Genomic DNA, 21,266 nt, shown 5'->3' with positions numbered 1-21,266 from the left:
CGCGATGAACTACCTTAATCGGCCGGGCCAGGCTGGCTTCGATCTCCGGATCGCTGCAAGTGTGGCGCATCGGCGCGAAGTCAATGATGTGATGGGTATGTCCGAATCAATCTCCTCTGCTGTTCCCGTTTTTTCCGCGGTTGCTTCTGTTGCGCAAGCGAGCGATGGCGTCCGGTCCTTGCGGCGAGTCACGCATGCGATGAGCGTCGCTTTAGGTGCCGCGTGCGCGTTGTCGTGTAGTGCCGCGATGGCGGCGAGTGTGGCGAGTGCGCCGACTGCGGCTGTGGCGTCCGTTGCATCTTCGTCGGCGCCTGCATCGTCGCCGATGGCTGCGGCTGGGCCTTCGCCGTTGGCTTCGTCCGCGAGACCCGCCTCCGCGGCGTTCACATCGGCACCTGCTTCGGCATCCGCCTCCGCGGCGTTCGCACCGGCACCTGCTTCCGCCTCCGCCTCTGCTGTGCCGGCACCCACCGCGTCCGCGCCTCCATCCGCATCGACCCCCGCCGTCGCCTCGCTCGACGCCGCCCGCACGATCGACCCGCATCGCGCGTTATCGCTACGCGGCCAGTTCGCCAAGGACGTCACGCGCCGTCTGAACGTGCCCGCCGCCGATCAGCGTGCATACGGCGATCGTCTGCAAGCCGCGCTGGCCGACAACAAGCTCGGCGATCTGTCGAACGAGTACGTCGTGCTGGTCGATCGCAACGCGAACGTGCAGGCGCTCTTCATCTACTTCCGCGCGACACCCGCCGACGCGTGGCGGATGATCGGCGCGTCGCCGGTCTCCACCGGCCGTCCCGGCGAGTACGATCACTTCATCACGCCGCTCGGCGTATTCGCCCACACGCCGGCGAACATGGATTTCCGCTCCGAGGGCACGCAGAACGAAAACCACATTCGCGGCTACGGCAAACGCGACATGCGCATCTTCGATCTCGGCTGGGCGCAGGGCGAACGAGGCTGGGGCAAGGGCGGCGTGTCGCAGATGCGCTTCCAGATGCACGCCACCGATCCCGACCGGCTCGAACCCGTGCTCGGCATCCGCCACTCGAAGGGCTGCGTGCGGATTCCCGCGTCGCTCAATACCTTCCTCGATCACTACGGCATTCTCGATGCCGAGTACGCCGCGCTGGTGGCGTCGGGCAAGTCGTTGTGGGTGTTGAAGAGCGACCGGCAGGTGACGCCGTGGGCCGGGCGTTACATCGTCGTGGTGGATTCGGCGCGCAAGAGCCGGCCCGCGTGGGCGCCGTTGCCGGGCGGCAAGGCACGCGCGAAGGTGCCCGCCGCGGCGGACACCGCGGATTGAGACAGATTGTCGGGCCATCACGAACGCGCGAGCAACACTCCCACCAGCGCCACGCCGAATCCCGCGATCTGCACCGGCAGCAACGTTTCGCCGAAGCCAACGTAGCCTTCGAGCGCGGCAAGCGGCGGCGCGAGAAACATCAGCGCGGTGGCGCGCGCCGCGTCGCCGCGCCGGACCATCCATACGAGCAGCGTCACGCTGATGCCCGACAGCATCACGATCCCCCAGGCCAGCGACGTCCACAGCGCCGGTGACGCAACCCAGCGATGTTCGCCCAGCGCCAACGCGAGCAGCGCCGCGACCATCGCCGCGCCGAAGTTCTGCACGGCGCTCGCGCTGCGGATATCGGCTTTGGCCAGCGACGTCTTCTGAAACAGCGTGCCCGCCGTGATCGCGCCGACCGCGACGATCGAAATGCATACGACCAGCCATGCCGGCGCATGGCCGTGGGCAGCGGGCGCCGCCACCGAATTCAGCTTCGGCGCCAGCACCAGCACCACGCCGGCGAGCCCGAGCGCCATGCCGGTCCAGCCGCGCCGCGACAATCGCTCGCCGAACAGCGGCGCCGCGACGGCGGCGGTCGCGAGCGGTTGCAGCGCGCCGAGCAGGGCCATCACGCCCGCGCTCAGTCCTTGTGCGACGGCCCAATAACCCGCGCCGAGATAGACGCCTTGCAGTAAGGCACCTGCCAGCAGATGCTTGCCGAGGTCAAGGCCGCGCGGCCAGGCGGCACGCGCGACGAGCGCCGCGAGCGCGAAGATCAGCGCGGTGCCGCCGAAGCGCGCGAGCAGAAAGAGATTGGGATCGGCATACGGGGTGATCGCGCGGGCGACCACGAACCCGGTCGACCACAACACGACGAAAAGAGCGGCGATTGACGATACGAGCATCGGCGGTAGCGGTGAAAGAGGCGCAAGGGCAATGGAAAACCGCCATCTTGTCGCGATACCGAGGCCGTGTCTTGTTCGAAGCTGCAATCGGGTGTGAACGTGACCGCGCGTATCGAAACTTCATCGCGTAAGCGTTTTCACCAGCACCAGGCACCAGCCACCGGCAGTCGCCGTGCGTCAGCGCTTTACGCACCTCACCACATCAACAAAACCGTCCCCGCGCCCAGCACACCGCCGCACAGCGCGCACGCCCACAACAGCATCCGCGTGCGCCGATACTCCCGGCCGATATCCGCCATCAGTTCCGCGTTCTGCCGCGGCGTGCGCGCCCGGTCGTGTTCATGCTGCAGATAACGCACGGCCAGTTGCGGCACGCGCGGCAACATATGCGCGAGATGCGGCAACTCGCGCGACAGCCGCTTGATCCAGCCGCGATGATCGAGGTCGCGCCGCGCGATATCCGCCAGCACGCCGCGCGCGATATTCCATGTATCGACGCCCGGATGCAGCGCCCGCGCCAGCATCTCCGCCTGGTGGAACGAACGCTGGGCAGTGGCGAGACGGCCCGGCACCGCGCCGTCGAACGGATGCACCGCATGCAGCAGATGATGAAACAGCGAGCCCGCCGAGCGGTCTTCCGGCGCCGCCGCGAAATGCGCTTCGGCGCGCGTGCGCAATTCGGCTTCGAGCATTTCCGAACGCGTGTCGTGCGGCACGTGGCCCGCCTCGCGATGCAGCTCGGCGAGCCGTCCGTAGTCCTGGTCGAACAGCGCGGTCGCGCCGTGCACGAAGAACTCGCGCTCGCCGGTGGACAGACTCGACATGATCGAAAACTCCGCCAGCACGAGGCGTCCCAGCGTATCGGGTTCGATGCTCACGCGCACCCGCCGCGCGTCGAGCGTCGCGTGAAAGAAGCCATGCTCGAACGCCTGCTCGGTGGTCACCTCGACGATATGCGCGGCCAGCGGCGCGAGCTTGACGCGATGCGCATGCAGGCCGGGCAGGTCGCTCGCCGGCAGGGTGTTGATGCGCTGCATCGTCAGCGTGTGGTTCGTGCAGAGATCCCAGATCACGTCCGGCACGACGATGCGTTTGTCGTCGTCGAAGTGATGGCCTGTCTGGCTCAGATTGGCGGCCTCGGCGCGCAGATCGAAGCGGCGCTGGATTTCATCGGTGAAGCTTTGCGCGAGATGGCGCAGTTGCAGGCGGCGCGCGCTCGCCGATAGTTTCTCCAGCCAGCGCGCGACCCAGCGCAGCAGCGCGAGTTCGTCGCCGATCTGTTGCAGTTGCCCGGCGCGCACCAGCTTGATCGCGACCTCGTAGTGTCCGTTGACCGGCGTCAGCAGCCGCGCGAAATGCGTCTGCTCGGCGAAGCCGCCGCGCACCGGCACGAGATCGACGGCGCTGAACAGCGTGGCCAGTGGACGGCCGAACGCGCGTGCGAGCGCCGCCTCGGAGGCCGCGGGCGGTAGCGGGGCTTCCATGTGGTCGATGGCGTCGAGCGCATCGTGCAAGGTGCCGCTGGCGAGTTCGGGATGGTCGGCGAGCGTTCGCGCGAAGTTGCTGGCGAGCGGGCCGAGCGCCGGCAGCACGCCGTGCAGATTCGCGCCGCCGTTGCCCGAAGCGCGCAGACGGCCGGCCATCTCGATCAGCCAGTGCAGCTTGTGGTCGGCCGGCGCGGCGAGCCAGAGCAGACGCGCGCCGTAGCGCAGCGCGTGGAACAACAGCAGTAGGCGGCGAAACAGTGGCGGCATCGGTCGATCGGCGGGTGGGCGAAGGCGCGCGACGCACACCCGCTCGCGCCCCGCGCCAGAAAACGATCAGGTTAGCAGGTCGGCGCGCCGATTGGCGCATCGCCGCGCCTCGCGTAATACAATACGCCGGCCCTTGCCAAACATAGCGAACCCCAGCCTGCCGGCCCCCGGCCCTCATTCGATGCTCGCAGAACAACGTCATCAATACATCCTGGCGCAAGTCGCCAAAACCGGCGCGCTTTCGGTCGCGGAACTGGTGCGTGAGCTGAACGTGTCGCGCGAAACCATCCGCCGCGACCTGAACGCGCTGGCCGGGCGCGGTCTGCTCGTCACCACCCATGGCGGCGCGCTGTCGAGCGACCGGCGCGAGCCCGATCTCGATACGCGCGAGGCCGCCAACGCCGGCGCGAAGCGCGCGATCGGCGAGCGCGCGGCGGAGTTCGTGCCGGACGGCGCTTCGCTGATCATCGACTCGGGCAGCACCACGCAGGCGGTGGCACGCGCGCTGCTGGACCGCCACCGGCTCACGGTGTACACGAACGACTGGCGCATCGCGCTGCTGCTCGGCCGCCGCAACGACAATCGCGTCACGCTGCTGGGCGGCGAGCTGTCGGATATCGAGGACGCCACCTTCGGCCTCGACACCGTGCATCAGCTCACCCAGTACCACGCGGACTTCGCGTTCATCGGCGCGGGCGGGATTTCACCCGACGGCTACCTGACCGACTACAGCCGCATGGCCGCCGAAGTGCGCAGCCGCATGATCGCCGCGGCCGACACGGTGGTGATCGTCGCCGACCATTCGAAGTTCGGGCGCGTGACGCCGGTTCGCATCAACGGAATCGAGTCGGCCCGTTATCTGGTCACCGAGCTGGCGCCGGAGCGCGCGCTCGGCAAGGCGATCGCCGCACATGGGCCGGAAATACTGATCGCCTGATAAAAGCACGAGCCGCAAGAGCGGCCGCACGGGCGAGGGCGAGGGCGCGCAAGGGCGGTTTCTGCTCCCGCCTGCATCGGGTTCGCTCGCGCGTCCCCGTGCAGGCGAGCGCGAACGCGCCGACAAACGCGCCGGCAAACGTGCCGACAAACGCGTCGACAAACGTGCCGACAAACGCGCAACCCGGCCCATCCCACATCTCACACCCCAACGCCACCCTTCATCCCCCGCAAGCAAAAAAACGGTTTGGCTATTTTTGGCGAATTGTGTAATTTTTTGGAATTCACCAGAATCGTCATGGCGTTGTCACGGAAACCTGTAATCCTTGCCGTGCCCTTTCAGGCATGGCCGCGCAGCACGAGTGTCGTAGGTGAGCTGTAAGTCAGGCTGGGGAAGAAGCGGCAAAGTTGTCGGCAATCTGCAATCCGTGTGAAGTGATGCGTACAGACGCCGCATCGCACGAACCAGCATGGACCGGCACGGCAACTGGCTGCGGGCAATACGCATGCGGCGCGGCGCTACCGCCGTTCAATCACAACAGGTATCGGGATATCCCGACCGTCTGGTTTTTCTGCCTTTCGGAGAGAGCGACATGACAAAGACGAATTCCCTTCACGCCACCGCCGGTCTCGCGCGCAAACTGCTGCCGGCGCTGGTCGCCGCGGCAGCGTTCGGCGGCATGGCCATGCAGGCTCACGCAGCCGATGCCGTGGTCCTGTACACCGCCGACGGCCTCGAAAACCTTTACAAGGACGTGTTGCCCGCCTTCGAGAAGAAGGAAGGCGTGAAGGTCAACATCGTCACGGCCGGTAGCGGCGAAGTGGTGAACCGCGCCACCATCGAGAAGGATCAGCCGAAGGCCGACGTGCTCGTCACGCTGCCGCCGTTCATCCAGCAAGCCGACCAGAGCGGCCTGCTGCAGGCGTATCAATCGGCCAATTACAAGAACGTGCCGGCCATCGCCAAGGCGTCGAACGGCGCGTGGGCGACCTTCGTGAACAACTACTTCTCGTTCGCGATCAACCCGGACGTCACGAAGAACCAGCCGAAGACCTTCGCCGACCTGCTGCACCCGGACTACAGCGGCAAGATCGCCTACTCGAACCCGGCCACCGCCGGCGACGGCATGGCCGTGATCATCCTGACCTCGTCGCTGATGGGTGAAGACAAGGCGTTCGACTATCTGAAGAAGCTCGAAAACAGCGCCAAGTTCCACACCAAGGGCACGGGCTACCTCGACGTCCTGCTGTCGCGCAACGAAATCGCGGTCGCCAACGGCGATCTGCAGATGGACCTCGACGACGCCGCCAACGGCGGTCTGTCGCTCAAGCCGGTGTTCCTCGCGGCATCGGCCGGCGGCCAGCCGACCACGTTCCAGCTGCCGTACGCGATCGGTCTGATCAAGAACGGCCCGAACCAGGCGGAAGGCAAGAAGCTGATCGACTATCTGATGTCGACGGAAGTGCAGGCCAAGGTGCCGGACATCTTCGGCATTCCGGGCCGTACCGACGTACCGCTCGCCGGCAAGAACGGCGAAGCGGTCAAGCAGGCGATCGCCGGCGTGAAGCTGATTCCGGTGGACTGGAACCAGGTGATGGCGAAGAAGGCCGACTGGACGGCGCGCTGGAAGAACGACGTGATCGGTTCGTCGGGCAAGCAGATCGAAGTCGTCAAACCGAAGTAAGCCTGTGCCGTTCGGACGAACGGAACGGTGGAAGTCGTGAAGTTGAAGTAGTCGAATCAGGAATCAGGCGGCGCCTCCGGCTTTCCGGGGGTGCCGCGTCAGCATTCATTTAGTTGGAGGATGAACCCGGTGAATACGGCCAGTCTTGCTCACCCAGGCGCGCTCGGCGCCTCACCGGACGCGCTCGACGCCGCGCGTTCGAACACGCCGGGCGGCGTGCAGATCGACCATCTGACGGTGCGCTTCGGCTCGCGCACGGTGCTCGACGATCTGTCGTTGACCATTCAGCGCGGCGAATTGCTGACCGTGCTGGGCCGCAGCGGTTGCGGCAAGACCACGTTGCTGCGTTTCATCGCCGGTTTTATCGAAGCGGACGGACTGTCGGGCACGTTGACCGTGGCCGGTCACGATCTCACCCACGTGCCGCCGCACAAGCGCAATCTCGGCCTGCTGTTCCAGAGCTATGCGCTGTTTCCGCATCTGTCGGTGTTCGACAACGTCGCGTTCGGACTGCGTGCGCGCCGCACGCCGGCCAAGGACGTCGCGCGCCGTGTCGCCGACGCCTTGAAGCTCGTGCAACTCGGCGACGCCGGTCACGTGATGCCCGCGCAACTGTCGGGCGGCATGCAGCAGCGGGTGGCGCTGGCCCGCGCGCTGGTGATCGAGCCCGACGTGCTGCTGCTCGACGAACCCCTCTCCGCGCTCGACGCCAATCTGCGCGCGTCGGTGCGTTCCGAACTGAAGGCGCTGCACGAGCGCCTGCCGAATCTGACGATCGTCTGCGTCACGCACGATCAGGACGACGCGCTGGTGCTGTCCGACCGCACGCTGCTGATGCGCGAAGGCCGCATCGCGCAGCTCGGCACGCCGCAACAGCTGTACGACACGCCGAACGACGGTTTCGTCGCGCGCTATCTCGGCGCGGCCAATCTGCTGCCGCCGCAGGTCGCCTTCGGCATGGGCGACGTGCGCTACAACGAGCGCGAGCGCGTCGCCTGCCTGCGGCCGGAAGCGCTGCGCATCGTGCCGCTCGGCGAAGGCCAGCTGCACGGCGCGATCGCCTCGGTCGAATGGTATGGCGCGGTGTTGTCGGTTTCGGTGACGCTCGACGCGATGCCGAACGAACCGGTGCTGGTCCATATGCAGCGCGGCCACGGCATGATGCCGGAGAAGGGCGCGCGTGTTTCCCTGCGTTACGAGGCTGACGATGTCGTCCTTATCCACCCCTGATACGCCCGGTTCGCTCGCCGCGGCAGCCGCCGCCGATGCCGCCGCCGCGCGCCGTCAGGCAAGCGCCGCCGCCCACACGGCGGCCGTGAAGCGGCGCGAGCGCGCGGCGCAATGGCATCTGCTCTTCATCGCGGTGGTGGTGCTCGGTCCGCTGGTGATCTACCCGCTCGTGCGTCTCGTGCTGTTGAGCCTGACCGGCGCGCACGGCCTGAGCGTGCAGGCCTACGCGCAGTTCTTCGGCAATCCGGAGACGCGCGGCGTGATCGGCACCACGCTGTGGATCCTGTTCGCGAGCGCCGGACTCGCGTCGCTGCTCGGCGTGGCGCTCGCCGCGCTGCTGTTCTTCAAGCCGTTTCCCGGCGCGCGCATGGTGACGCGTTTTCTCGAACTGTTCGTCGCGTTCCCGTCGTTTCTCGTCGCGTTCACGCTGATCTTTCTGTACGGCTCGCAGGGTTCGGTCAGCATCGGCTTGCAGAAGCTGTTTCATCTGCAGGCGCCGCCGCTCGACTTTCTGTTCGGCGTGGGCGGCGTGATTCTCGCCGAAGTGGTGTTCTACGCGCCGTTCGTCGTGCGTCCGACGCTGGCCTCGTTCGCCACGCTCGACATGCGCCTGATCGAAGCCGCGCGCAGTCTCGGCGCGGGCGGCTGGATGGTCGCGCTCAAGGTGATCCTGCCGCTCGCGTGGCCGGGTATCGCGGCCGGCACGATCCTGTGTTTCCTGCTGACGCTCAACGAGTTCGGCATTCTGCTCGTGCTCGGCAGCGCGCATCTGATCACGCTGCCGGTGGCGATCTACAGCTCCGCCACCGTCGATCTCGATCTGCCGACCGCCGCCGCCGGCGCGGTCGTGATGCTGATCATGTCTTTGTCGCTGTACGCGTTGTACCGCCAGGTCAACCGTCGCAAGGTGAAAGGAGCGGGCCATGGCCGTTGAACTCGACCCGACCGTTCTGCCGGTCATGCACAAGAAAGCGCGGCCGGTGCGCCGCAGTCTGCTCGCGCGCATGCTGGGCGGCCTCTTTCTCGGCTTTGCCGCGCTGCTGTGTTTCTGGCTGTTCGTGTTGCCCGTGCTGGTGGTCGCGTTGTCGAGCGTGGCCGCGCACTGGTCCGGCACGATCCTGCCCGATGGCTTCAGCATGCGCTGGTTCGAGCGCCTCGGTTCGAGCGACTTCGACGCGCTGACCACCAGCCTCGAAATCGGCATGGGCGTCGCGGTGCTCGGCACGATTCTCGGGCTGTGGCTCGCGCTGGCGCTCGAAGGACGCGACCGCCGCGGCCTCGGCGCCATCGTCGACACCATCGCGATGATGCCCAACGGCGTGCCGAGCGTGGTGCTCGGGCTCGCGGTGCTGATCGCGTATCACAAGCGGCCGCTCGATCTGTCCAGCTCGGCGGCGATCGTCGTGTTCGTGCAGCTCGCGCTGGTGCTGCCGTTCTGCTATCGCTGCGCGGCCGCCGCGCTGCGTCCCGAGCTGACGATTCTGCGCGAGGCGGCCGCGAGCCTCGGTGCGCCGCCGTCGATGGTGTTGCGCCGCGTCGTGCTGCCGCAACTCGTGCCCGCGATCCGCGCGAGTCTCGCGCTCGGTTTCGCGCTCTCGCTCGGCGAACTCGGCGCCACCTTGACCGTGTATCCGCCGGGGTTCGCGACCGTGCCGATCGTCGTCGTCGGTCAGGTGGAGCGGGGCTATTACCTGCCGGCGTCCGCGTTGTCGCTGATTCTGCTGCTCGTGTCGCTGGCGGCGCTGTTGTTGATCGCCGCGCGCGTGCCGCGTCGCCGGACGGATTGACCGGCTGACGAACCCCTTTCGTATGCCTGGGCGGTCTACCGTCGCGGCACGCCGGTTCATATCGATGTGGCAAAATTTGTCAAAATGACCGAATATATGCAAACCTCTTCAGTCGATCCGATCGAGGTCGTGCGCAGGCATTCGCTGACCACGCTGGTGCGCGACGAGATCGAACGGCACATCGTCGAAGGTGCGCTGGCGCCGGGCGACAAGCTCAACGAAGCCGATTGGGCCGCGCGTCTGCAGGTGTCGCGCGGGCCGGTGCGCGAGGCGTTTCGCGCGTTGGAGCAGGCCGGACTGGTGCGCACCGAGAAGAATCGCGGCGTGTTCGTGCGGACCGTGTCGCTGGCCGAGGCGGACGAGATTTACGCGGTTCGCGCGGTGCTGGAAGAAGCGGCGTGCCGGATGCTGGCGGCGCGTATCGACGCGGCGAAGCTCGCGGTGTTGCGCGACTGGCTCGACGCGATGCGCGCGGCGCTCGATGCGCGCGATCACGACGCGTACGCGCGCGCCAACGTCGCGTTTCACGATGCGTTGGTGGCGGCGTCGGGCAACGTGAAGCTGTATGAGACGTATCGCCGGCTGGTCAGCGAGTTGAGTCTGTTTCGCCGCGCTGCGCTGGTGGTGCATGAGGACGCGATGGAGCGCTCGCTTGCCGAGCACCGCGCGATTCTGACGGCGCTGGCCTCGCGCGATGCCGAGCAGGCCGCCGCGTTGATGCATGCGCATGTGACGGGCGGGCAGCAACGCGCGCATGCGGCGTGCGAGGCGCTGGATGAAGCGGTGGTGTCGTTCGATGTGGCCCGGGTGGCGGCGTCGGGCGATTGAAGTTGATTTGAAGCGGGATTGAAGTCCGGCAACGGTTTGATTACAGCGCGCGTGATGCGCGCGCAGGGACGGTAACGATGGCAACCACGGCAACTCCGGCAACCACGGCAGACGCAAACCCGAACGCAAGCGCACGCACGATCGACGTCAACGGCCGCCGCTACCGGTTGCCCGCACAGCCGACCGTCGTGATCTGCGTCGACGGCTGCGAGTTCGATTACCTCGAAGCCGCGGTCGCGGCCGGCGTCGCGCCGTTCATCGGCAGCATGCTCGCGGGCGGCTCGGCGTTCAGGGCCGACTGCGTGATTCCGTCGTTCACCAACCCGAATAACCTGTCGATCGTATGCGGCGTGCCGCCGTCGGTGCATGGCATCTGCGGCAACTACTTCTGGGACCCGGACGCGAACGACGGCGCGGGCGCGGAGGTGATGATGAACGACCCCGCGTATCTGCGCGCGGGCACGCTGCTGGCCGCCGCCGCACAGGCCGGCGCGGCGGTCGCGGTCGTCACCGCGAAAGACAAGCTGCGCCGATTGCTCGGCTGGCAGCTCGAAGGCATCTGCTTTTCGGCGGAGAAGGCCGACAAGGTCACGCTCGAGGAAAACGGTATCGCCGGCGTGCTCGATCTCGTCGGTCTTCCCGTGCCGGACGTGTACAGCGCCGGGCTGTCCGAATTCGTGTTCGCGGCCGGCGTGCGGCTCGCCCAGACGCGCAAGCTCGATCTGATGTATCTGTCGACCACCGACTACATCCAGCACAAATGGGCGCCCGGCACCGAAGGCGCGAACGCGTTCTACGCGATGATGGACCGCTACCTCGCGCAGCTCGATGCACTCGGCTGGGTGATTGGCCTGACCGCCGATCACGGCATGAACGCCAAGCACGATCCGGCGAGCGGCGAGCCGAACGTGATCTATCTGCAGGACGTGCTGGACGACTGGCTCGGCGAAAAGAGAGCCCGCGTGATTCTGCCGATCACCGATCCGTACGTCGTGCATCACGGCGCGCTCGGTTCGTTCGCGACGATCTATCTGCCGCGCGATGTCGACGTCGCGCAGGTGATCGCGCGGATCGGCCGCTTGCAGGGCGTCGAGGCCGTGCTCGATAACCGCACCGCGTGCGAGCGCTTCGAGCTGCCGAACGATCGCGTCGGCGATGTCGTCGTGATCGGCACGAAGCATGTCGTGCTCGGCACGCGGCGCGCGGAACACGATCTGTCGGGGTTGACCGTGCCGTTGCGTTCGCATGGCGGGATCTCGGAGCAGGAGGTGCCGTTGCTGTTCAATCGTCGCGTGGAGGCGGGGTCGGGCGGCGATGGCGCGACCGTTGCGGCCAGCGTAAAGCGGTTGCGCAACTTCGATATCTTCGACATCGCATTGAATCGCGTGGCGGCATCATGAACGCGACGCTGCGGGACCATCCGGCGTTTCGCGCGGAAGCGCTACGACTTAAAGGCGAGCGCGCGTCGCGCCCGCGCACGCTCGACGTGCTCGACCCGTTCACCGGAACGCGCGTCGGGACGGTCCCGCTGGCCAGCATCGACGACGTGCGCGCCGCATTCGACTACGCCGCCGCCTACGACGCGAAGCTCACCCGTTACGAACGCTCGCAGATTCTCGAACGCGCGGCCGCGCTGCTGCGCGAGCGCGCCGAGGCGGCGTCGGATCTGATATCGCTCGAATCGGGTTTGTCGAAGCAGGACTCGCGCTATGAAATCGGCCGCGTTGCCGACGTGCTCAAATTCGCGTCGATCGAAGCCTTGCGTGACGACGGTCAAAGCTTCTCCTGCGATCTGACGCCGCACGGCAAAACGCGACGCGTGTTTTCGCAGCGCGAGCCGCTGGCCGGCGTGATCGTCGCGATCACGCCGTTCAATCACCCGATGAACCAGGTCGCGCACAAGATCGCGCCGGCTATCGCGACCAATAATCGCGTGATATTGAAGCCGTCGGAAAAGGTGCCGTTGTCCGCCTTCTATCTTGCCGACGTGTTGTACGAAGCAGGTTTGCCCACGCCGATGCTGCAGGTGCTGACCGGCGATCCGCGCGAAATCGCCGACGAACTGATCACGCATCCGCTGGCCGATCTCGTCACGTTCACGGGCGGCGTGGCGATCGGCAAGTACATCGCGGCGAAAGCGGCATACCGGCGCGTCGTACTCGAACTAGGCGGCAACGATCCGCTGATCGTGCTCGAAGACGCCGACCTCGAACGCGCCGCGACGCTCGCGGTGCAGGGCTCGTACAAGAATTCCGGGCAACGCTGCACGGCGGTCAAGCGAATGCTGGTGCAAAAGAGCGTCGCCGCGGAATTCACCGATCTCGTGGTGGAGAAAACGCGGGCATGGTCGTACGGCGATCCGTTCGATGCGTCGAACCAGATGGGCACCGTGATCGACATCGCCGCCGCGCAGCTGTTCGAGGCGCGCGTGAACGAAGCGCTTGCGCGCGGTGCGCGTCTGCGGATCGGCAATCAGCGTAACGGCGCGTTGTATGCGCCGACCGTGCTCGACAACGTCGATCCGTCGATGACGCTGGTACGCGAGGAAACCTTCGGCCCCGTGTCGCCGATCATCGCATTCGATACGCTCGACGACGCCATCCGCATCAGCAACGGGACGCCGTTCGGTTTGTCGTCAGGCGTGTGCACGAACCGGCAGGACGCGATCACGCGCTTCATCAACGAATTGCGCGTCGGCACCGTCAACGTGTGGGAAGTGCCCGGTTACCGGATCGAACTGACGCCGTTCGGCGGCATCAAGGATTCGGGACTGGGCTACAAGGAAGGCGTGCAGGAAGCGATGAAGAGCTTCACCAATCTGAAGACCTTTTCATTACCGTGGGAGTAGAAGCGTGGCTTTGAGTTTGAACGACATCCGCTCGCTGTTCGAGCAGTACGGCAACCTCGCCTATAGCGGCGAGCCGGTGACGCAGCTCGAACATGCGTTGCAGAGCGGCGCGTTGGCGGAGCAGGCGGGCGCGAGCGACGAACTGGTGGCTGCCGCGTTTTTGCACGACCTCGGGCATCTGCTGAATCTGCAGGGCGAAACGCCGACGGAGCGGGGCATCGACGATCTGCATCAGTATTTCGCGCTGCCGTTCCTGCGGCCGGTGTTGCCGGACGCGGTGCTGGAGCCGATTCGCCTGCACGTCGACGCGAAGCGCTGCCTGTGCGCAATCGACGACACGTATTTCGGCCAGCTTTCCGCCGACTCCGTGCGAAGTCTGGAATTGCAGGGCGGCATTTTCAGCGAGCAGGAAGCGCAGGCGTTCCTGCGCAAGCCGTACGCGGAAGACGCGCTGCGTCTGCGCAAATGGGACGATCTGGCGAAGAAGGAAAATCACGCGACGCCGGACCTCGATCACTATATGAACGTAGTCGAACGCGCGATGCACCGGCATCTCGCTGCCTCGGTCTGACGCTTAGCCCATTCCGATCATTGCGCTGAAGCCGACCTCGCGTCGGCTTTTTTCGTTCGCACCTCGCGACGTTTTCCGTGCGAGTTAGGCCGATCAAAATAACGCTTGCAAGGCTCGTCCTGGGTCGCTAGAATCTCGCTCTTTCGTGCTCCGGACAGCGGGGCACAGAGAGCGGGAAAGCCAGTGATGGCAAGGCTTCCAGCGGTTTCGACAGGTTCAGTCAGTAACAAAAACCTGTTGACGGCGCAGCGGAAAGTCTTCATAATCTCGTTTCTCTGCTGCTGATGCAGCGACGCAGAAGGAAGTGGGCGGTGCAAGCCACCTGAATCTTTTTGCGAACGATCTTTAAAAATTAACAGCCGATAAGTGTGGGCGCTTGATGCGGAACGCGAGCCGGATTCTCCGGAGTCTGGCGTAAAGCAAAAGTATCAAGTCTCACACAGTAATGAAAGGAAGGTTTGACCGTCGAGAGATGGATCGAACAATTCGTCAGTACGTTGAGTGAGCGACCGGGTTCGAAAGAGCCCGAAAAACAGTAACAGGTTTGAACTGAAGAGTTTGATCCTGGCTCAGATTGAACGCTGGCGGCATGCCTTACACATGCAAGTCGAACGGCAGCACGGGAGCAATCCTGGTGGCGAGTGGCGAACGGGTGAGTAATACATCGGAACGTGTCCTGGAGTGGGGGATAGCCCGGCGAAAGCCGGATTAATACCGCATACGCTCTGTGGAGGAAAGGGGGGGATCTTCGGACCTCCCGCTCAAGGGGCGGCCGATGGCAGATTAGCTAGTTGGTGGGGTAAAGGCCTACCAAGGCGACGATCTGTAGCTGGTCTGAGAGGACGACCAGCCACACTGGGACTGAGACACGGCCCAGACTCCTACGGGAGGCAGCAGTGGGGAATTTTGGACAATGGGGGAAACCCTGATCCAGCAATGCCGCGTGTGTGAAGAAGGCCTTCGGGTTGTAAAGCACTTTTGTCCGGAAAGAAAACCATCGCCCTAATATGGTGGTGGGATGACGGTACCGGAAGAATAAGCACCGGCTAACTACGTGCCAGCAGCCGCGGTAATACGTAGGGTGCAAGCGTTAATCGGAATTACTGGGCGTAAAGCGTGCGCAGGCGGTTCGCTAAGACAGATGTGAAATCCCCGGGCTTAACCTGGGAACTGCATTTGTGACTGGCGGGCTAGAGTATGGCAGAGGGGGGTAGAATTCCACGTGTAGCAGTGAAATGCGTAGAGATGTGGAGGAATACCGATGGCGAAGGCAGCCCCCTGGGCCAATACTGACGCTCATGCACGAAAGCGTGGGGAGCAAACAGGATTAGATACCCTGGTAGTCCACGCCCTAAACGATGTCAACTAGTTGTCGGGTCTTCATTGACTTGGTAACGTAGCTAACGCGTGAAGTTGACCGCCTGGGGAGTACGGTCGCAAGATTAAAACTCAAAGGAATTGACGGGGACCCGCACAAGCGGTGGATGATGTGGATTAATTCGATGCAACGCGAAAAACCTTACCTACCCTTGACATGTATGGAACCCTGCTGAGAGGTGGGGGTGCCCGAAAGGGAGCCATAACACAGGTGCTGCATGGCTGTCGTCAGCTCGTGTCGTGAGATGTTGGGTTAAGTCCCGCAACGAGCGCAACCCTTGTCCCTAGTTGCTACGCAAGAGCACTCCAGGGAGACTGCCGGTGACAAACCGGAGGAAGGTGGGGATGACGTCAAGTCCTCATGGCCCTTATGGGTAGGGCTTCACACGTCATACAATGGTCGGAACAGAGGGTTGCCAAGCCGCGAGGTGGAGCCAATCCCAGAAAACCGATCGTAGTCCGGATCGCACTCTGCAACTCGAGTGCGTGAAGCTGGAATCGCTAGTAATCGCGGATCAGCATGCCGCGGTGAATACGTTCCCGGGTCTTGTACACACCGCCCGTCACACCATGGGAGTGGGTTTTACCAGAAGTGGCTAGTCTAACCGCAAGGAGGACGGTCACCACGGTAGGATTCATGACTGGGGTGAAGTCGTAACAAGGTAGCCGTATCGGAAGGTGCGGCTGGATCACCTCCTTTCTCGAGCTGACGTGTTCAACGTTGAGCGCTCACGCTTATCGGCTGTAAATTAAAGACAGATACGCAGACAGACGCAGGGGTCTGTAGCTCAGTCGGTTAGAGCACCGTCTTGATAAGGCGGGGGTCGATGGTTCGAATCCATCCAGACCCACCACTGTTTCTGCGGTGGGGTTCGCCGCTGAAGGGCGTATCTGTGAAGACTGCATCGGCAGACGATAATTGATCGTGTGTCTGTATGTGACTGGGGGATTAGCTCAGCTGGGAGAGCACCTGCTTTGCAAGCAGGGGGTCGTCGGTTCGATCCCGTCATCCTCCACCAATCCTCAATGCATAGTGTTCTGCCGGCAAGACGGGCAGAGAGTTGTGCATTGGCGATTGAGCCAGTCAGAGCGAGACGTGGTTATAGCAACCGCGTGATCGGCTGTCGTTCTTTAACAATCAGGAAGAAGTAGTAAAGAGATTCACGAAAGCATGCTTAGAGATGGGTGTGCGAGTAGGTGAATCAGGGTTGTGATTGTATCAATGTATGAAAAGGTGATCGAAAGATTGCCTTGGAATACGGCGCAACACGAATACTCAACCTGTAACGATGTGGCGAAGGCCGTGTTCCGAGTGAATGCGCCGAAGACACACCCGTTATAGGGTCAAGCGAACAAGTGCATGTGGTGGATGCCTTGGCGATCACAGGCGATGAAGGACGCGGTAGCCTGCGAAAAGCGGTGGGGAGCTGGCAAACGAGCTTTGATCCACCGATATCCGAATGGGGAAACCCACTCCTTATGGAGTATCCGTAGCTGAATACATAGGCTACGCGAAGCGAACGCGGTGAACTGAAACATCTAAGTAACCGCAGGAAAAGAAATCAACCGAGATTCCCAGAGTAGTGGCGAGCGAAATGGGACCAGCCTGTACTCTTTATCTTCATTGTTAGTCGAACGCTCTGGAAAGTGCGGCCATAGCAGGTGATAGCCCTGTAGACGAAAACAGCGAGGAAGAACTAGGTGTACGGAAAGTAGGGCGGGACACGTGAAATCCTGTCTGAAGATGGGGGGACCATCCTCCAAGGCTAAATACTCGTGATCGACCGATAGTGAACCAGTACCGTGAGGGAAAGGCGAAAAGAACCCCGGGAGGGGAGTGAAATAGATCCTGAAACCGCATGCATACAAACAGTCGGAGCCTCGTAAGGGGTGACGGCGTACCTTTTGTATAATGGGTCAGCGACTTACATTCAGTGGCAAGCTTAACCGATTAGGGCAGGCGTAGCGAAAGCGAGTCCGAACAGGGCGATTCAGTCGCTGGGTGTAGACCCGAAACCAGGTGATCTATCCATGGCCAGGATGAAGGTGCGGTAACACGTACTGGAGGTCCGAACCCACTAACGTTGAAAAGTTAGGGGATGAGCTGTGGATAGGGGTGAAAGGCTAAACAAACCTGGAAATAGCTGGTTCTCTCCGAAAACTATTTAGGTAGTGCCTCGTGTATCACCTTCGGGGGTAGAGCACTGTCATGGTTGTGGGGTCCATTGCGGATTACTACGCCATAGCAAACTCCGAATACCGAAGAGTGCAATCACGGGAGACAGACATCGGGTGCTAACGTCCGGTGTCAAGAGGGAAACAACCCAGACCGCCAGCTAAGGTCCCCAAATATGGCTAAGTGGGAAACGAAGTGGGAAGGCTAAAACAGTCAGGAGGTTGGCTTAGAAGCAGCCATCCTTTAAAGAAAGCGTAATAGCTCACTGATCGAGTCGTCCTGCGCGGAAGATGTAACGGGGCTAAGCCATATACCGAAGCTGCGGATGCACATTTATGTGCATGGTAGGAGAGCGTTCCGTAAGCCTGCGAAGGTGCATTGAAAAGTGCGCTGGAGGTATCGGAAGTGCGAATGCTGACATGAGTAGCGATAAAGGGGGTGAAAGGCCCCCTCGCCGTAAGCCCAAGGTTTCCTACGCAACGTTCATCGGCGTAGGGTGAGTCGGCCCCTAAGGCGAGGCAGAAATGCGTAGCTGATGGGAAGCAGGTTAATATTCCTGCACCATTGTTAGATGCGATGGGGGGACGGATCGCGGAAGGTTGTCCGGGTGTTGGAAGTCCCGGTCCTTGCATTGGAGAAGGCGCTTTGGCAAATCCGGGCGCGGAATTCAAGGGTGCGAGGCCAGTGATCTAGGTCACGAAGCAATCGGAAGTGGTTCCAGGAAAAGCCTCTAAGCTTCAGTCTAACAAGACCGTACCGCAAACCGACACAGGTGGGCGAGATGAGTATTCTAAGGCGCTTGAGAGAACTCGGGAGAAGGAACTCGGCAAATTGGTACCGTAACTTCGGGATAAGGTACGCCCCTGTAGCTTGATGCGCCTGCGCGCAGAGGGTGAAGGGGTTGCAATAAACTGGTGGCTGCGACTGTTTAATAAAAACACAGCACTCTGCAAACACGAAAGTGGACGTATAGGGTGTGACGCCTGCCCGGTGCCGGAAGATTAAATGATGGGGTGCAAGCTCTTGATTGAAGTCCCGGTAAACGGCGGCCGTAACTATAACGGTCCTAAGGTAGCGAAATTCCTTGTCGGGTAAGTTCCGACCTGCACGAATGGCGTAACGATGGCCACACTGTCTCCTCCCGAGACTCAGCGAAGTTGAAGTGTTTGTGATGATGCAATCTCCCCGCGGCTAGACGGAAAGACCCCATGAACCTTTACTGTAGCTTTGCATTGGACTTTGAACCGGTCTGTGTAGGATAGGTGGGAGGCTTTGAAGCTGGAACGCTAGTTTCAGTGGAGCCGACCTTGAAATACCACCCTGGCTTGTTTGAGGTTCTAACCTTGGTCCGTAATCCGGATCGGGGACAGTGCATGGTAGGCAGTTTGACTGGGGCGGTCTCCTCCCAAAGTGTAACGGAGGAGTACGAAGGTACGCTAGGTACGGTCGGAAATCGTGCTGATAGTGCAATGGCATAAGCGTGCTTAACTGCGAGACCGACAAGTCGAGCAGGTGCGAAAGCAGGTCATAGTGATCCGGTGGTTCTGTATGGAAGGGCCATCGCTCAACGGATAAAAGGTACTCTGGGGATAACAGGCTGATACCGCCCAAGAGTTCATATCGACGGCGGTGTTTGGCACCTCGATGTCGGCTCATCTCATCCTGGGGCTGTAGCCGGTCCCAAGGGTATGGCTGTTCGCCATTTAAAGAGGTACGTGAGCTGGGTTTAAAACGTCGTGAGACAGTTTGGTCCCTATCTGCCGTGGGCGCTGGATATTTGAAGGGGGCTGCTCCTAGTACGAGAGGACCGGAGTGGACGAACCTCTGGTGTACCGGTTGTCACGCCAGTGGCATCGCCGGGTAGCTATGTTCGGAAGAGATAACCGCTGAAAGCATCTAAGCGGGAAACTCGCCTTAAGATGAGATATCCCCGGGGCTTCGAGCCCCTTGAAGGGTCGTTCAAGACCAGGACGTTGATAGGTCAGGTGTGTAAGCGCAGTAATGTGCTCAGCTAACTGATACTAATTGCCCGTAAGGCTTGATCCTATAACAGGTGTGTGTCGGCAGCCGTTAGTGCTTCAGCACTTATGGATGCCCCACCCTGCGCTACGCGCAGGGTCTTATGCAGACCACACACAGGTTGAGATCAGTGTTGTGCCAGATAAAACAACACAACCCCCTCCACTGATGTCACATCATCAGAAACTACTTCTTCCGGATTGGTCGTGATGCCCCAAAAGGCGCCACGGCAACAAGTCATGCCTGATGACCATAGCGAGTCGGTACCACCCCTTCCCATCCCGAACAGGACCGTGAAACGACTCCACGCCGATGATAGTGCGGATTGCCCGTGTGAAAGTAGGTAATCGTCAGGCTCCCCAGCAGCACACTGCAGCAAACAGAAACCCCACCTACAACGGTGGGGTTTCTGCGTTTACGCGCCGTGAAAATACGGCCCCGGAACGTGGTCAGGGCGTATCCGTTCTCACGCGACGATGGTAACCATTACTGGCCCCTGGCCGACGCCGGTAACAACGTGACCGTCTCCAGCGTCTAAACGCCGACTGCAGCAAACCTCCGCCCTCACGGCCCCGGACCCCCGATCCGCAGTCTCTCGGCGTAACCGGTCAATTCCAGATACGCCCGTCCCACATCCGCGCCATTCCGGCTTACGCGCCTCTCGTCAATTCTGTGATTCGGCACCGCCGATAAAACCTGCGGTGCGCGTCATCAATTCAATCGATCACTGCGCGCCAACATCACGCGCGACTATTTCAAGTTGCTCCGTCAGGTGCGATTTCATCGGTGGAATCGGTTTGGGCGACCTCCGCGAGCAAGGCTTCATCGCGTGCAATGACTTGGGGCAGGTGGGTGCGCAAGAATTCGACCCACGTCCGTGTTTTAGCGTCGATAAATTTACGCGACGGATACAGCGCGTAGACATTCATCTTCTGCAGCGTGTACTCCGGCAGCACTCGCACTAACGTGCCATCGCGTAATCCGGCAATGGCCGCGTATAGCGGCACCATGCCAATGCCCATCCCCTCCCGAATCGCCGCAATCAATGATTCGGCGATATTCACCTGCACCGGCCCGTTCACTTCCATCATTTCGCTGCCATTCGGCCCGTCGAGTACCCACTCGTGTGTCGGAAACGCCGGCGTATGCAGAATCAGGCACTCATGATGCGCAAGGTCGCCCGGCAAATGCGGCGCGCCGTGAGCGCGCACATACGCTGGCGATGCGCAAAGAATGCTGAACGTCGTGCCCAGAGGCAGCGAGACGAGGTCGGAGTCGGGCAATGTCGACGCGCCGATCACCGCGACATCCGCACTTCCTTCAAAAAGATCGGGCATACGTTGCGATAGCGTCAGCTCCACCGTCACTTCCGGATACAGCGCGCGATAACGCGAAATGGCCGGCAGCACGTAATGCTGCCCAATGCTCGCGAAACTATGCATGCGTAATGCGCCGCTCGGCCGCTCATGCGCGCAACTCGCTTCTTCTTCGGCTGTCTCGACATCGGCGAGTATCTGCTGGCATCGTTTCAGATAACGCTCGCCGGCGGTGGTGAGGGCGAGTCGGCGCGTCGAACGGTTCAGCAATCGCGTACGTAAGTGGGCTTCGAGTTCCGAAACGGCGCGCGACATGGCGCCAGTCGTCGAATTGAGCGACTGCGCGGCGGCGGTGAAACTTCCCGCTTCGACCACGCGCACGAACACTCGCATATTTTGTAGCGTATCCATCGATCCTTCTATTTCACGGCAGAAGCCGTATTGTCCGCCCGCGATGTGCGCGCATTGTTGTTCGTTCTGGAAGGGAGGTTCCGTGAGCGTGGTCTTAATGCGCGCATGGGCGGCTCCTACAATCGGCGCCTG

The 21,266-nt window shown here is 62.3% G+C and carries 13 protein-coding genes, 2 tRNA genes and 3 rRNA genes; 15 read left to right on the top strand and 3 right to left on the bottom strand.

The window, feature by feature from the left end:
• Window positions 1-199 precede the first annotated feature (199 nt).
• Window positions 200-1,306, top strand: a complete 1,107-nt coding sequence (locus tag LFL96_RS21755) for a L,D-transpeptidase (protein WP_281002765.1) — start codon at window positions 200-202, stop codon at window positions 1,304-1,306.
• A 17-nt stretch (window positions 1,307-1,323) separates the two neighbouring features.
• On the opposite strand, the gene LFL96_RS21750 is transcribed toward LFL96_RS21755, so the two are convergent.
• Window positions 1,324-2,196: a DMT family transporter gene (locus LFL96_RS21750; RefSeq protein WP_281002764.1), complete on the bottom strand. Its 873-nt coding sequence runs from the start codon at window positions 2,194-2,196 to the stop codon at window positions 1,324-1,326.
• Between the two features lie 194 nt (window positions 2,197-2,390).
• Window positions 2,391-3,950, bottom strand: coding sequence for an AarF/UbiB family protein (locus LFL96_RS21745; RefSeq protein WP_281002763.1), 1,560 nt, complete (start codon window positions 3,948-3,950; stop codon window positions 2,391-2,393).
• Between the two features lie 181 nt (window positions 3,951-4,131).
• On the opposite strand from LFL96_RS21745, the gene LFL96_RS21740 reads away from it, so the two are divergent.
• The 14 genes from LFL96_RS21740 to rrf all read left to right on the top strand — a co-directional run bounded on the left by LFL96_RS21740 (window position 4,132) and on the right by rrf (window position 19,763).
• Window positions 4,132-4,887 (top strand): DeoR/GlpR family DNA-binding transcription regulator, encoded by a 756-nt coding sequence (locus LFL96_RS21740; protein WP_281002762.1) that lies wholly within the window; start codon window positions 4,132-4,134, stop codon window positions 4,885-4,887.
• 592 nt (window positions 4,888-5,479) lie between these two features.
• On the top strand, window positions 5,480-6,571 hold the full coding sequence (phnS, locus tag LFL96_RS21735; protein WP_281002761.1) for a 2-aminoethylphosphonate ABC transporter substrate-binding protein: 1,092 nt from the start codon (window positions 5,480-5,482) through the stop codon (window positions 6,569-6,571).
• 129 nt (window positions 6,572-6,700) lie between these two features.
• Entirely contained in the window at window positions 6,701-7,801 is a 1,101-nt protein-coding gene (phnT, locus tag LFL96_RS21730) for a 2-aminoethylphosphonate ABC transport system ATP-binding subunit PhnT (protein ID WP_281002760.1), read from the top strand.
• Window positions 7,779-8,735 (top strand): 2-aminoethylphosphonate ABC transporter permease subunit, encoded by a 957-nt coding sequence (locus LFL96_RS21725; RefSeq protein ID WP_281002759.1) that lies wholly within the window; start codon window positions 7,779-7,781, stop codon window positions 8,733-8,735. Before phnT ends, LFL96_RS21725 begins: the two co-directional genes overlap by 23 nt.
• Window positions 8,725-9,588, top strand: a complete 864-nt coding sequence (gene phnV / locus LFL96_RS21720; protein WP_281002758.1) for a 2-aminoethylphosphonate ABC transport system, membrane component PhnV — start codon at window positions 8,725-8,727, stop codon at window positions 9,586-9,588. Before LFL96_RS21725 ends, phnV begins: the two co-directional genes overlap by 11 nt.
• Before the next feature lie 84 nt (window positions 9,589-9,672).
• Window positions 9,673-10,416, top strand: coding sequence for a phosphonate utilization associated transcriptional regulator (locus LFL96_RS21715; protein WP_281002757.1), 744 nt, complete (start codon window positions 9,673-9,675; stop codon window positions 10,414-10,416).
• A 77-nt stretch (window positions 10,417-10,493) separates the two neighbouring features.
• Window positions 10,494-11,816 (top strand): phosphonoacetate hydrolase, encoded by a 1,323-nt coding sequence (gene phnA, locus LFL96_RS21710; RefSeq protein WP_281002756.1) that lies wholly within the window; start codon window positions 10,494-10,496, stop codon window positions 11,814-11,816.
• A complete protein-coding gene (gene phnY / locus LFL96_RS21705; RefSeq protein ID WP_281002755.1) occupies window positions 11,813-13,264 on the top strand; it encodes a phosphonoacetaldehyde dehydrogenase in 1,452 nt (483 codons plus the stop codon). The genes phnA and phnY overlap by 4 nt, the downstream gene beginning before the upstream one ends.
• Before the next feature lie 4 nt (window positions 13,265-13,268).
• Window positions 13,269-13,835, top strand: coding sequence for a phosphonate degradation HD-domain oxygenase (locus LFL96_RS21700; RefSeq protein WP_281002754.1), 567 nt, complete (start codon window positions 13,269-13,271; stop codon window positions 13,833-13,835).
• 546 nt (window positions 13,836-14,381) lie between these two features.
• A 16S ribosomal RNA gene (locus LFL96_RS21695) occupies window positions 14,382-15,912 on the top strand.
• Between the two features lie 77 nt (window positions 15,913-15,989).
• Window positions 15,990-16,066 (top strand) — tRNA-Ile (locus tag LFL96_RS21690).
• An 89-nt stretch (window positions 16,067-16,155) separates the two neighbouring features.
• Window positions 16,156-16,231 (top strand) — tRNA-Ala (locus LFL96_RS21685).
• A 323-nt stretch (window positions 16,232-16,554) separates the two neighbouring features.
• Window positions 16,555-19,434 (top strand): 23S ribosomal RNA (locus LFL96_RS21680).
• A 215-nt stretch (window positions 19,435-19,649) separates the two neighbouring features.
• Window positions 19,650-19,763 (top strand): 5S ribosomal RNA (gene rrf / locus LFL96_RS21675).
• Together the 16S, 23S and 5S rRNA genes with 2 tRNA genes alongside form the textbook arrangement of a ribosomal RNA operon.
• 399 nt (window positions 19,764-20,162) lie before the next feature.
• Here the strand turns inward: rrf and LFL96_RS21670 are convergent.
• Window positions 20,163-21,134 carry a LysR family transcriptional regulator gene (locus tag LFL96_RS21670; protein WP_281002753.1) on the bottom strand — a complete coding sequence of 324 codons (972 nt, stop codon included), beginning with the start codon at window positions 21,132-21,134 and terminating at the stop codon, window positions 20,163-20,165.
• Window positions 21,135-21,266 lie beyond the last annotated feature (132 nt).

This window comes from Paraburkholderia sp. D15 (genome assembly GCF_029910215.1).
Classification (GTDB): Bacteria; Pseudomonadota; Gammaproteobacteria; order Burkholderiales; family Burkholderiaceae; genus Paraburkholderia.
Note: the sequence above shows the minus strand (reverse complement) of the source record. Positions and strands in the feature narration are given on the sequence as shown.